12 protein-coding genes are annotated in these 13,224 nt (G+C 65.4%); 6 read left to right on the top strand and 6 right to left on the bottom strand.

Features of this window, described 5'->3' with window-relative positions; all coding sequences use genetic code 11:
• Positions 1-16: 16 nt before the first annotated feature.
• Positions 17-1,519, top strand: coding sequence for a lysine--tRNA ligase (gene lysS / locus BMZ48_RS07185; RefSeq protein WP_091533370.1), 1,503 nt, complete (start codon positions 17-19; stop codon positions 1,517-1,519).
• Entirely contained in the window at positions 1,516-2,706 is a 1,191-nt protein-coding gene (locus BMZ48_RS07180; protein WP_200769553.1) for a Bcr/CflA family multidrug efflux MFS transporter, read from the top strand. Before lysS ends, BMZ48_RS07180 begins: the two co-directional genes overlap by 4 nt.
• Before the next feature lie 9 nt (positions 2,707-2,715).
• On the opposite strand, the gene BMZ48_RS07175 is transcribed toward BMZ48_RS07180, so the two are convergent.
• From BMZ48_RS07175 to BMZ48_RS07160, 4 genes are all read right to left on the bottom strand, one after another.
• Positions 2,716-4,083 (bottom strand): TolC family outer membrane protein, encoded by a 1,368-nt coding sequence (locus BMZ48_RS07175; protein WP_091533367.1) that lies wholly within the window; start codon positions 4,081-4,083, stop codon positions 2,716-2,718.
• A gap of 35 nt (positions 4,084-4,118) precedes the next feature.
• Entirely contained in the window at positions 4,119-4,433 is a 315-nt protein-coding gene (locus BMZ48_RS07170; protein ID WP_091533366.1) for a rhodanese-like domain-containing protein, read from the bottom strand.
• 61 nt (positions 4,434-4,494) lie between these two features.
• Positions 4,495-5,511, bottom strand: coding sequence for a DUF5924 family protein (locus BMZ48_RS07165; RefSeq protein WP_091533364.1), 1,017 nt, complete (start codon positions 5,509-5,511; stop codon positions 4,495-4,497).
• Between the two features lie 59 nt (positions 5,512-5,570).
• A complete protein-coding gene (locus tag BMZ48_RS07160) occupies positions 5,571-6,551 on the bottom strand; it encodes a helix-turn-helix transcriptional regulator (RefSeq protein WP_091533362.1) in 981 nt (326 codons plus the stop codon).
• Positions 6,552-6,879: 328 nt separating this feature from the next.
• Here BMZ48_RS07160 and groES point away from each other — a divergent pair, with 328 nt between their 5' ends.
• From groES to BMZ48_RS07140, 4 genes are all read left to right on the top strand, one after another.
• Positions 6,880-7,173 (top strand): co-chaperone GroES, encoded by a 294-nt coding sequence (groES, locus tag BMZ48_RS07155; protein ID WP_091533360.1) that lies wholly within the window; start codon positions 6,880-6,882, stop codon positions 7,171-7,173.
• A gap of 105 nt (positions 7,174-7,278) precedes the next feature.
• Positions 7,279-8,904, top strand: a complete 1,626-nt coding sequence (gene groL / locus BMZ48_RS07150; RefSeq protein WP_091533358.1) for a chaperonin GroEL — start codon at positions 7,279-7,281, stop codon at positions 8,902-8,904.
• Between the two features lie 236 nt (positions 8,905-9,140).
• Complete coding sequence (locus tag BMZ48_RS07145; protein ID WP_091533356.1) at positions 9,141-10,106, top strand: helix-turn-helix transcriptional regulator; 966 nt, start codon at positions 9,141-9,143, stop codon at positions 10,104-10,106.
• Between the two features lie 140 nt (positions 10,107-10,246).
• Positions 10,247-10,486: a hypothetical protein gene (locus tag BMZ48_RS07140; RefSeq protein ID WP_091533354.1), complete on the top strand. Its 240-nt coding sequence runs from the start codon at positions 10,247-10,249 to the stop codon at positions 10,484-10,486.
• Positions 10,487-10,570: 84 nt separating this feature from the next.
• Here BMZ48_RS07140 and BMZ48_RS13295 read toward each other — a convergent pair whose 3' ends face one another.
• Together BMZ48_RS13295 and BMZ48_RS13290 are read right to left on the bottom strand one after the other, a co-directional pair.
• Entirely contained in the window at positions 10,571-11,908 is a 1,338-nt protein-coding gene (locus tag BMZ48_RS13295) for a DUF1302 family protein (protein ID WP_268762370.1), read from the bottom strand.
• Between the two features lie 25 nt (positions 11,909-11,933).
• Positions 11,934-13,103, bottom strand: coding sequence for a DUF1302 domain-containing protein (locus tag BMZ48_RS13290; RefSeq protein WP_268762369.1), 1,170 nt, complete (start codon positions 13,101-13,103; stop codon positions 11,934-11,936).
• Positions 13,104-13,224: the final 121 nt, after the last annotated feature.

Raw genomic sequence — 13,224 nt, 5'->3', positions numbered from 1 at the left:
GCCGCACGAGGAACACATGACCGACCACGCCCAGACGCCGCCGGATGAAAACCACTTGATCGCGACGCGGCGCGAGAAGCTCGACCGGTTGCGCGCGCAGGGGCAGGCTTTCCCAAACGATTTTCGCCGCGACACGCTCGCTGAGTATCTGATCGGTACCTATGGCAGTCGCGATGCCGCTTCCCTGGAAGCCGAAACGACGGTGTTTGCGCTCGCCGGGCGGCTGATGGCCAAGCGTGTCATGGGCAAGGCCAGCTTCGGCCAGCTCCAGGACATGTCCGGGCGCATCCAGCTTTTCGTCCAGCTCAATGTCGTGGGCGATGCGCAGTACGAAACGTTCAAGCACGCCGACGTCGGTGACCTGCTCGGAGTGCGTGGCACCGTGTTCAAGACCAAGACCGGTGAGCTCTCGGTCAAGGTCTCGGAACTGCGCTTGCTGGTGAAGAACCTGCGGCCGCTGCCCGAGAAATGGGCCGGCCTCACCGACACCGAGGTGCGTTACCGCCAGCGTTATCTGGATTTGATCGTCAATCCAGAGGTCAGGACGACATTCGAGAAACGCGGCAAGACCGTGCGCTTCATCCGCAATTTCCTCGATGCGCTCGGGTTCATCGAGGTCGAGACGCCGATGTTGCAACCCATTGCAGGGGGGGCTACGGCGCGTCCGTTCGTCACGCATTACAACGCGCTCGACCGCGATTTCTATCTGCGCATCGCCCCCGAGCTGTATCTCAAGCGCCTGGTCGTCGGCGGCTTCGAGAAGGTTTACGAAATCAACCGCAACTTCCGCAACGAGGGCTTGTCGACGCGACACAACCCCGAGTTCACGATGCTGGAGTTCTACCAGGCCTACGCCGATTACCGTGAGGCGATGGATCTGGTCGAAACCCTGATCCGCGATGTTGCGATCGCCGTGCATGGTTCTGCCGTGATCCGCTACCAGGGCCGGACCTACGATCTGGAAAAGCCGTTCAACCGCTGGACGATGAAAGAGGCGGTGCTGCGCCACAACCCGGATCTCGACGCATCGGCGCTGGTTGACCGCGAGCGGCTCGCGGCTTATGCCAAACGCGTCGGTGGTGACGTCAAACCCGCCTATGGCGTCGGCAAGCTGCTGACCGAGATTTTCGAAAAGACCGTCGAGACGACGCTGCTCGATCCGACCTTCATCACCGAATTCCCGACCGAGGTCTCACCGCTGGCGCGAGCCAACGACGCCGATCCCACCGTCACCGACCGTTTCGAGCTGTTCATCGCCGGCCGCGAGATCGCCAACGGTTTTTCCGAGCTCAATGATCCGGACGATCAGGCCGCGCGGTTCCGGGCCCAGGTGGCGGCCAAGCAGGCCGGCGACGATGAGGCCATGCTGTTCGACGCCGATTACATCCGCGCGCTCGAATACGGCCTGCCGCCGACCGCTGGCGTCGGTGTCGGCATCGACCGCTTGGTGATGTTCCTCACCGATGCGCCGAGCATCCGCGATGTCCTGCTCTTTCCGCAGATGCGGCCAGAGGCGTGAGGCGCGCCGCAAACGTGGATAGCGCCGCGCAGCGTCGCTGGGTGCTGATCCTCGGCACGATCGTCGCGATCGGGCCGATGACCATCGACATGTATCTGCCGAGCCTGCCGGGGTTGCAGGCATACTTCGGAGCCGATACGAGCGAGGTGCAGCTCACGCTGTCGGCTTATTTCCTCGGCCTGGCGCTGGGCCAGCTCGTCTATGGGCCACTCGCGGACCGTCATGGCCGGCGCATCCCACTGCTCGCGGGGCTTGCGCTGTACACCTTCGCGTCGCTGGCCTGTGCACTGGCGCCGACGATCGAGGTGCTCATCGCGATGCGTTTCGTACAGGCCGTCGGTGGCTGCGCCGGCATCGTCATCAGCCGGGCGATGGTGCGCGACCGTTTCGAGCCGCAGCAGATGGCACGCATCGTCTCGTCGATGGTGTTGGTCATGGGCGTGGCGCCGATTCTGGCTCCGCTCGCCGGCGGTCAGATTCTGCGGTTCGCTGGCTGGCAGGCGATCTTCCTCGCCCTGACCTTGTTCGGGGTGATCTGCCTGGTTGCGGCCCGTACGTTGCCGGAGACGCTTGCGCAGCGTGCGCCGCCGATCCGGATGGGCGCGGTGATCCGGGGCTACGCCGGCCTGCTCCGGCACCGGCACTTCATGGGATATGCGCTCGCGGCGGGCATCGGCTCGGCCGGTATGTTCGCCTATATCTCGGGCGCGGCTTTCGTCTTTATCGAGGTTTTCGGTATCGCACCGGATCACTTCGGGTGGTTTTTCGGCGCCAATGCCGCCGGCCTGGTCGCGGCTTCGCAACTCAACGGTCTGTTGCTCCGCCGTTATAAAGCCGAGCGCATCGTTCGCGGCGCCCTTGCGGCATTCGCCGCTTGTGCATGGTTGCTGGTTCTGACCGCCGCCACCGGCTGGGGCGGGCTCTGGGGTGTGGCGCTGCCGTTGTTTTTCTGCATCGGCAGTCTCGGGTTCAATTTTCCCAATGCGACGGCTGCGGCGATGGCGCCGCTCGGCGACCGCGCCGGACTCGCCTCGGCGCTGATGGGAACGTTGCAATTCGCCGTGGCTGCCGTCGCCGGTGCGGCGGTCGGCCACTTCCACGATGGGACCCCGCTCCCGATGGCGCTGGTCATCGCCGTGTGCGCAACGGGTGCGCTGACGGTATTGCACGTGCTGGCGCGGCCATGAGCACGCCGATCAAGAGGTCTGGCCGGTGGTCAGCAAGCGGTCGATCTCGGCGAGGTCGGCCGCGGTCAGTTGCCCGGCCACGGCCTTCAGGCGCAAGACGGCGAGTAGATAGTCATAGCGGGATTGCAGGTAATTGCGCTGCGCGCCGTAGAGCTGCTGCTGTGTATTGAGCACGTCGACGGCAGTGCGGGTGCCGACCTCGAGCCCGGCCTCACTGGCTTCGAGTGCGGTCGTGTTCGAGATCACGGCTTGCTTGAACGCCCTGACGCGCGCCGCGCCGGTGATCACGGCCTGGTAGGCATCGCGGGTGGTGCGCTCGATGCGGCGCGCCGTCCCCTCTTGCTGGGCCCGACGTTGCTCGCGTGTGGCGATGGCTTGACGTACGCCCGACTGCGTGGCGCCGCCAGAGAACAAAGGCACGCTGAGATTGAGCGCGACCGAGGTACCCTCGCTATTGGTCGGCACGCTACGCGATTCAGAATCGCCGTCTTCGTAGGTGCCGCGCAGCCCCAGCGTCGGCAGATGGCCGGCACGGGCCACCTGCACACCGCGGGCGGCGATGTCGTAATCGAGCCGTGCAGCCAGCAGTTCGAGATTGCCGTCCAGCGCAAAGGCCACCCAGCGCTCGACGTCATCCGGTTCGGGCGCAGGCAATGGGATGTCCTCGCGTAACGCGGCGGTCTCGTCCGGCTTTTGCTGGGTGATCTCGGCAAGGGCCTCCTGGGCGGCGGCGAGGCGCTGCTGCGCTTCCAGCTCGGTGGCCACGGTCAGGTCATAGCGCGCCTGCGCTTCCTGCACATCGGTGATTGCCGACAGTCCGACTTCGAAACGCCTGCGCGCCTGTTCGAGCTGGCGTTCGACGGCGGCTTTTTCGGCCTGCGCCGAGCGCAGGTTGTCGCGGGCGCCGAGCACGCCGAAATAGGCCTGGGCGACGCGCAGGATCAGGTCTTGCTCGGCGTTGCGATAGTTCACGTGGGCGAGCGCCACCTGACTTGCGGCCTGCTGCAGGCGCCGCCAGCTCGCCAGATCGAACAACGGCTGATTCAGCGTGATCGACAGCCCGCGATCGGTGCCGTCGAAATGGAAGGCCTCCCGCGAGATCAGTTCACCGGTGTTCGGATCCAGACGGGGTTCGTTGAACTGGTAAGTGCCGTCGGTGTCGGCATAGCCATAGCTGTAGGCGCCGGTGAGCTGGGGCAATAGGGCCGCGCGCGCCTGTGGGTGAGCCTCCAACGCGGCGTCGCGCGCGTGGCGCGCGGCGCGCAGGCTCGCATCGTTGCGCAGGGCGAGATCGTAGACGCGCATGAGGTCGTGCGCCTGGCCCCATCCGGGCAGCACCAGTATGGCGGCGAGCAGACTCCCTCGGAGAAGATGCATGGCGCTCCTCGATGATCGTGTGGCAGTACGGTTTTTCAGTAGCGGGGCACCGCGGGATCGATATGCGCCGACCACGCATCGATGCCGCCGTCGACGTTGCAGACATCCGCGAATCCCCGTTGTTCCAGCAAACGCGCGGCCAGCGCCGAGCGCACGCCGTGGTGACATAAGACGGCGATCGGCCGGGAAGGATCGAGTTCCCCCAGGCGCTGCGGCAATTCCTGCAGCGGGATGTGCACGGCACCCGGGATCGCCGCGATGCGGCGCTCCTCGTCGGTGCGCACGTCGAGCAGCAGCGTATCGCCCCGGGCCAGGCGCCGTTGCAGCTCGTGGACGTCGATGGTGCGCATGATGCGCGAGTCTAGCAGGTGGCCTGTTGCCCGCTGGCGGTTGGTGTGGGCGTGCGGGGCTTTAGCGCACGGTAAAGCCGGTTTGTCCGATCAGCTGTCCGCTCTGGGTGACGACGCGCACCTGCCAATGTCCGCGCGGATCGGATGGAAACGCGGTTTTGTGGGACCAGGCCCGATAACCGTCTTCTCGCCCGCCGTGGATCTGCAGGTCGATGACATCGACCCGCCGGCCCTCGTGAAACCACTCGTGCCGCACCGTTTCACGCAGACCCCGTGGCGCGTGGATGCTGCTCCAGGCATAGGCGCCCTGCGCACGCAGCGTCGCGGCATCGATGATGGCGAAGCCCTGCCCGGGCGATTTGGCAGCGACATCGACCGTGTGCGTCACCGTCATCTGGGTGACCCAGAGGGTGGCCGGCGGAATCGCGACGCGTAGCTGCCAGCCCAATGCCGCAAGCGCCATCGCCAGCGCGATGGCCCACAGGCCGCGCAGCGGCAGCCTCGCCGGCAGACCCGCGTGCCAGGCCGGGATGCTGATCAGGCCAAGGCAGGCCAGTGCCAGCCACAAGGCCTCGGTCGTGGTCAGGTGCCAGAGCATCGGCGCTGCGGTGAGCACGGTGATCGAGCCGGCGAGCGCATGGAAAGCCCACAGGGCGGCCCGGCGCGGGACGACGTGGCGGTAGTACAGCGGGTCGATGATCGACAGCAGCGCGAGCACCGACATCAGCGCGGTGAATGCGAGCTGGGGCGACGACCAGGCCGTCGTCGCAAAGAAAAATGGCAGCGTGAAGAACAGGGACTCCTGGTGCAGTGCCTGCGCGACGTAACCGAGCAGCAGCGGCGATACCGGCAGCGTGCGCTGGCGGTACTCGAGCCAGCGGCGCAATTGCGGCTCCAGCAGTGCGAGCAGCCAGGACAGCGGCAGCAGGATGACCAAGGCCTGCGCGACCCTCTCCCCGCGTTCGAACAGCAGAAAGCTCGCCACGCCGAGCGCGAAACTGGCCACGGCGACCAGATGCTTCCAGCGCTGCCAGTGCACCTGCCAGCGCGCGGTGGTGGTCAGCGAGGCATCGTTCATCGCATGAGATCGGAGTCAGATTGGGGCGAGAAGTGCCGTGCGACGTCCAGGATCCGGCGTCAGACCCGGTTCTGGGGATGCACCAGGGTCGCGAGCTCGGTGCGGCTGCAGACCCCGAGTTTGCGATAGACCCGGTACAGATGATTGGCCACGGTCGAGGGGGCGACGCCGATCTTCTTCGCCGCCTGCTTGAACGACAAACCCTGCGCGACGCAGGTGACGATCTCGCGTTCCCGGGCGGTCAGCCGGTCCAGCGGTCCGGCCGGCCACACCGTCAGCAACGACAAATCCCCCAGCGGCTCGCAGCGGATCATCAAATCCTGGAACGGGATCACCTGGCCCGGCTCGGGGATCGGTATGGGCAGGGTGTCGGGCCGGCGCGAGGGAAAGCGCTCTTCGAGCAGATCGAGAAAACGCACCGTGGCTTCGTGGAAGGTGCCGGTGGAATCGACGACGGCGGCGCCCGCCCCCGGCGGACGCTCGGCGTGCGTCTTGGCCAGATGCAGGAAGAACGCGTGCGAGGCGGCATTGAACAGATGGTAGGTCAGGCGCTTCTGGCGCGCCTTGTCGGCCTCGGTGAACGGCTGCTCACGGTTCTTGCGGTACAGCGTGACCAGCGAGTAGAGCCCCGAGCGGCGGTCCAGATGGCCGGTGGAGAGGATGCGGGTGATGCCATAGGGCTCGAAGGCGCGGTGGTAGATCTCGGAGTCGAAGAATTCGTCGTCCGACAGCACGCTGGCCATGTCCACCGGCGTGTCCAGGTTCTGCAGAATGCGCGGGATGATCGGATTGATCCGCGTGGTGGCCTCGAGCACGTGCGGGAACTCCGGCGGCAGGCCGGTGACCGTCACCGTGTGAAATTTCCAGCGCGTGGTCACCCCCGACCCCCACAAAGCGCCGTCGTGGGGGATCACGGCCTTGAGTTGTTCCAGCGCCCAGGCGCGAAAATCCTGCGCGGGGACCGACAGGGCACAGCGGTACAGTCGCGCGATGAGACGGTCGACGGGATCCAGCGTATCGGTCTGGGCGATTTTGGGCATGGGTGCAAAGGCGCAAGGCGCCAGTCTGGGCTGATTTTACTATCCGGCCGGACGGGAATTGCCTGACCCGGGCGGATCGCCGTCGGGCGGACACCGGCCGGGTGCAGCGCCCGGTCTGTTTCCTGCGCAGGGGTGGTCCGGGTCGGGCGAGGGTTGCGCCCGGGTGGATGGGCGCGGCAGGGGTGGGTCATCGATCGACGCCCCTTGAAAGCGCAAAGCCCGTCCCCAACAATTAGCAGCCTTTCATTGCGAGTGCTAACAACCGGCCCCCAAGGGCCGGGGGCATTCGTGCTGGAACTTCAAGTCACTGAACCATCGGGAGATTCATATGAACCTGCGCCCCCTGCACGATCGGGTGATCGTCAAGCGTATCGAGGAAGAGAAGAAGTCCGCCGGCGGCATCATCATCCCGGACAATGCGGCCGAAAAGCCGGTCCGGGGTGAGGTGTTGGCCGTGGGGCCCGGCAAGAAGACCGACGACGGCAAGATCATCCCCATGGACGTGAAGAAGGGTGACATCGTCCTCTTCGGCAAGTACTCGGGTTCCGAGGTCAAGGTCGAGGGCGAGGACATCCTCGTCATGCGCGAAGACGACATCATGGCGATTTTCGAGAAGAAGTGATCGACGCCCCGCCGGTGGTGAGCGCTCGCTTGCGCCGGCGCAAGACGCTTGGGTTCCCGCAGTGATGGGAACGACGCAATACGCTACTCAAATGAGGATTTAACAATGGCAGCGAAAGAAGTTCGTTTTGGTGATGATGCCCGCAGCCGGATGGTTGCCGGCGTCAACATACTGGCGAATGCCGTCAAGGTGACGCTCGGCCCCAAGGGTCGTAACGTCGTGCTCGACAAGTCCTTCGGCGCCCCGACGGTGACCAAGGACGGCGTCTCCGTCGCCAAGGAGATCGAGCTCAAGGACAAGTTCGAGAACATGGGTGCGCAGCTGGTCAAGGAGGTCGCGAGCAAGACCTCCGACGAGGCCGGCGACGGCACCACGACCGCGACCGTGCTCGCCCAGGCCATCGTCAATGAGGGCCTGAAGTCGGTCGCCGCCGGCATCGACCCGATGGAGATCAAGCGCGGTATCGACAAGGCCGTCGAAGTCGTCGTCGCCGAGCTCAAGAAGATGTCCAAGCCGTGCAAGGACCGCAAGGCGATCGCCCAGGTCGGCACGGTGTCGGCCAACAACGACGAGTCGATCGGTGAGCGCATCGCCGAGGCGATGGACAAGGTCGGCAAGGAAGGCGTGATCACCGTCGAGGACGGCTCGGGCCTGCAGGACGAGCTCGAAGTCGTCGAGGGCATGCAGTTCGACCGCGGCTATCTGTCGCCATACTTCATCAACAACGCCCAGTCGCAGCAGTGCGAGCTGGAGAATCCGCTGATCCTGATCACCGAGAAGAAGATCTCCAACATCCGCGAGATGCTGCCGGTGCTCGAGGCCGTGGCCAAGCAAGGCAAGCCGTTGCTGATCATCGCCGAGGACGTCGAAGGCGAGGCGCTGGCCACCCTCGTGGTCAACAACCTGCGCGGCATCCTCAAGGTTGCCGCCGTCAAGGCGCCGGGCTTCGGCGATCGCCGCAAGGAAATGCTCAAGGACATCGCCATCCTCACCGGCGGTCAGGTCATTTCCGAGGAGCTCGGCTTGTCGCTGGAGAAGGTCTCCATCAATGATCTGGGCACCGCCAAGAAGGTGCAGATCGACAAGGAGAACACCACGATCATCGACGGCGCCGGCAAGGCCGACAAGATCAAGGCGCGCATCGCCGAGATCAAGAAGCAGATCGAGGACGCCACCTCGGATTACGATCGCGAGAAGCTGCAGGAGCGCCTGGCCAAGCTCTCCGGCGGTGTCGCCGTGATCAAGGTCGGTGCTGCGACCGAGGTCGCGATGAAGGAGAAGAAAGCGCGCGTCGAGGACGCCCTGCACGCGACCCGTGCGGCCGTCGAGGAAGGCATCGTCGCCGGTGGCGGTACCGCGCTGATCCGCGCGCAGAAGGCGCTGGAGAACTTCAAGGCCCCGACCGACGACCAGCAGGTGGGCGTGAACATCCTCAAGCGCGCGATCGAAGAGCCGCTGCGCCAGATCGTCAAGAACGCGGGCGAGGAGCCCTCGGTCATCGTCAACAAGGTCAAGGAGTCCAAGGGCTCCATCGGCTACAACGCCGGCACTGGCGAGTTCGTCGACATGATCGAGGCCGGTATCATCGACCCGGCCAAAGTCACCCGTCTGGCGCTGCAGAACGCGGCTTCCGTCGCCGGTCTGCTGCTCACCACCGAGGCGATGGTCGCCGAGCTGCCCAAGAAAGAGGAAGCGCCCGCGGCACCGGCTGCCGGGATGGGTGATTTCTAAGCGGCGGTCCCCATGCCAGCCGACGGCTGGGGTCCGTGTGCGGCCCCAGCCGCCGGATGTGCGACTTTGTCATCACAAGGCCCCGGCTTGCGGGGCCTTGTTCTTTGCAGATGCGATCGCGGTTTTCCGAAGGAGCGATCGGGCAGGCCGACCACGGTGCATGCAGCGTGCCGCCCATGTCTTGCCGGTTCGCTCGTAGTGAGACGGGGTCCGACCTGGGTTAGCCTAGCTCGGCCATGAAATCCTTCGAACACGTCTACAGATTGCACCGTTTGCTCAAGACGGCGCGTTATCCGGTACCGTTTGCCCGCGTGATGGACGAGCTCGAATGCTCGCGCGCGACCGCCAGGCGCGTGCTCGCCTACACCCGCGACGTGCTCGGTGCCCCGATCGAAACCACGCGCGATCCGCGCGGCTACCGTTATACCGACGCCGCCTACGAGCTGCCGGGTTTCTGGTTTTCCGCCGAGGAGTTGCAGAGCCTGCTGACGCTGCAGCAGCTGCTCGCCACCTTCCAGCCGGGGTTGCTCGACGAGGCGCTCGCGCCGATGAGGGCGCGCATCGACCAGATTCTGAAATCCCAGGGCCTGTCCGCCGACAACGCCGGCCGCATCCGCCTGTTGCGGCTCGCCGCCCGTGCGCCGGGTCAGCATTTCGCGACCGTCGCCGCCGCGGTGCTGCAGCGGCGGTGCCTGCGCATCCGCTACGAGGCGCGCTCGAATGCCCGGATCAGCGAGCGCGAGATTTCACCGCAGCGCCTCGTCCATTACCGCGACAACTGGTATCTCGACGCCTGGTGTCACCGGGCGGATGGTTTGCGCACGTTCGCGCTCGACTGCATCCGCGGCGCCGAACTGCTCGACGATCCGGCGCGGGACATCGACGAAGCCTGCCTCGATCGGGAGCTGGGCGGGTCTTACGGCATCTTCGCCGGTGCGCCGACGGCGACTGCCGTGCTGCGCTTCGCGCCGGCGCGGGCCCGCTGGGTCGCCGCCGAGCAGTGGCATCCGCAGCAGCAGGGTGTGTGGCGGGCCGATGGCAGCTACGAGCTGTCCGTGCCGTATCATCGCGACGACGAGCTGATTCTCGACATCCTGCGCTATGGGCCGGAGGTCGAGGTCATGGCCCCCGCCGTCTTGCGCGACGCGGTCGCCGAACGCCTCGAGCGGGCCGCCGCACGTTACCGCAAGCCCGGTGCTTGAAGGGCGCGACGCCCCGGCGATCCGGATTTTTCTGTTCGCTGCGCGGTTGAGGCACAAGCGCCGTGAGGGCGGTCCAAGGCTCGGGTTTTGAGCCCGTGTCTGCGGACAATGCCTCCCGCGTTCCACACACGGAGCCGCCCATGACCGCAGACACCTTGCCTTTCGCCGTCCAGCTCACCGCCGACGGCAAGTACCTGAACGTCCGTATTCCCGTCGGCAGCCTGCCGGCCGAGTTGCGCAAGCGCCCGTCGGCGATAAACGTGCGCCTGCTGCCGGAGCAGCCAGAGATCCGCGCCCAGCGCTGGCGGCCCTGGGTGGCGCCGTATCTGCTGGCCCTCGTCGTGCGCGCGTCGCGCCCGGTGCCTGCGCGTGCGCCCTGATCCTCCGGCCGGGTTCGGCGATGGCTCGCGGCCACCCACGAAAAGCCCCCGTGAGCACGGGGGCTTTTCGCCGGTTGACCGGCCTTAGAACTGATATTTGACGAAGGCCTGGGCAAAATCGCGGTCGCGGTAGAGATTGGTCTCCCCGCCGCCGAACCACCAGCCGTAACCGAGCGTCAGCGACAGAGCGCTGCGGTAGCGCGTTTCCAGATTGACCTGCACTTGCTTGCGGTCCTCGACGAAGTTCTCGCCGGGGCCGGGAGCGGTGCCCTTGACGTCGTGGGCCCAGACGATGAACGGCTGCATGCTGATCGGTCCCCAGACACCTTCATACTTGACGATGGCGATCAGGCGGTAGCCCCAGGAGAATTTGTCGACGAAGTTGTCGAGGTCGGCCTGATGAGGATTGAAGCGTAGGCCGTCGGGGCCGACCGAGCAGCTCGGATTCGTCGAGCAGGCCTGGCGCGAGCCGTCGGCGCCGGAGCCATCGGCACCGGCGCTGGCGTGATAGAACACGCCGGGAGACTCGATCTGCAGCCGGTCCAGCGGCGGCAGGTCCGGCACCCAGGTGGCGCCGAATTCACCGACGAACTGGATCTGGTCCGCGCCGAAGGGCTGGTCGGTGGCGCCGTAGACGCGCGTGAAGCCGAAGTTAAACTGGTAGGTGTCGAAGGGCTCGTACCCGCGGATGTAGCCCGGATTGTGGCGGTCGAGCGGTCGGCTGAGATCGGTCGCGGGGTTCTCGCCGACGATGCCGCCGCGGTAGGGGATGACGAAGCTCGGGAACGAGCGCGCCGACCCCGGGACGTGGCCGACGAGCAGGTTGATCGTGTCCGGATACGGGTTGTTGCCGTTTGCATCGACGAAATCGCTGCTGCCGTAGGTGACGCGGTTGCCGTTTTCGTCGAAGCCGCCGCCGATCGACGAACCGGCGCAGTTCATGTTCGGATCATGGCAGCGCGTCAGTGTCGGCCCCAGCGCGGCGAAGGCCAGGTCGGTGATGGCCACCTGCAGCGGCGCATCCGGGCGGTACGCGACCTCGCCCTGGATCGAATACTCACCGACCGTGGTGTTGAAGCTGACGCCGAACATCCGGATGTTCTCCGGATACTCGAACACCAGCATCGGGCCATCGAGCTGGATCGCGTTGGAATGCGGCGCATTCGGATTGCCGCCGGCGAGCAGGTTGATGATGCCCGGGAGGCTGGTACCGAAGTCGCTGATCAGCCCCGGCAGTGCAGTGGGATTGGCGAGAATCAGCGCAGTGACGTCGGCGAGCAGCTGGTTTCTGGCATCCATGTTCGCCGCCACCGGCAGATTCGGGCAGTCACGCAGGAACTCGGAGGTGTTGCGCGCGTTGCGGCCACACCCCTGCTGTGCGGCAAAAAAGCTGACGTACGGCAGCTTGGAGTGATAGTTCATGAAGTACAGGCCGAACTCGGTGCCGTTATTGAGTTCTTCGGCGTAGTACTTTGAATGCGATGCCGAACTGACCCTGGTCGCTGGGTTCCCAGTCTTTGAGGCGCCGCAGCGTGCCCGAGGTCGGCGTGATCAACGTCAGCGGGTTGTCGAGATAACCGATCTGCTCGGCCGAAGTGGCGCCGACAAAAGCGCGGTCCGGATCGTCGGCGCTGGTGCCGAAGCTCAGGTTGACGCTGTGGCCGATGTTGTTCGTGCCCAGATCGACGAATCCGAAATACGTGCCCGGGGTCGGGGATTCCACCGGCTCCCATTCGTACTGATAGAAAGCCTCGATCGTGGCGCCGTAGAACGGTTCGGTGCTGAGGAACACCATGCTCACTGGCGTGAACACTTCCTCGACCTGGAAGCCGATGCGCAGCAGGTTGTTGGCGTTCACCGGATTGGCCTGGTTGACGCTGTTGATGACGAGCAGCGTCGATTCACCCCAGTTCACCGTCTGCCGGCCGATCTTGAAGCTGAGCTCGCGTTCGCCGAAGAACGGTACGCGGCCGTAGATGTTGGCGTCGAGGAGCTGCAGGTCGGTGCCGGCCTGGCGCAGGACTTCCCCATCGCTGCGCTTTTTGCGGACATAACCGCCCGGGCCATAGGTGCGGATGCCGTTCTTCCAGTAGCGGTTGGCGATCGGGTCATTCACAAAACCGACTTCATCGACATTGTCCGGCGTGATCAGGTTCGGATGCGTCTCGGTGAAATCGTTGTTGACGAAGTCGTAGAAGTACAGCCACTTCGCAAAAAAACCGAAGTCACCGTGCGTGATGGTCAGGTCCTGCGTGACCTTGAACGGCGCCTGGAAGATATCGCCCCTGTCGTAGTTGAGATTGCCGTCGTCGATGCGCATCGACGGCGCGCCGCGCGCGGCGAACAGATGCGCCGCCGGATAGCTCTGCTGCCGGAACAAGCCCTGGCAGGACTGGTACTGCCGGGAACAGACCTCGGGGTCGAGATTGGCCTTGCCGACGAGATCGGCGGCGCGATCCTGCATGCGCCAACCCACGCCCAGCGTCATCGTCGTATTGAGCACGCCGGACCACTGTCCGTCGTCGTCGAGTTCGAAGCTGAGGGCGTGGGCTGAAAAACTGCCGGTCCATGCGGCAGCGGCGAGCAGGCACGACACATATCGGAGTGCGCGATGCATGGCGTCTTCGTCTTGTTACGTTACGGGAAGGATGGGCTTGCGCGGGGGAGCGCGCCCGCGAGGGCGCGCAACGATAGCACGTTCATTTCGGCGATGGATGTCGGCGCATGCCGATACTCGC

This window comes from Fontimonas thermophila (genome assembly GCF_900113085.1).
In the GTDB taxonomy this organism is placed as follows: domain Bacteria; phylum Pseudomonadota; class Gammaproteobacteria; order Nevskiales; family Nevskiaceae; genus Solimonas; species Solimonas thermophila.
Note: the sequence above shows the minus strand (reverse complement) of the source record. Positions and strands in the feature narration are given on the sequence as shown.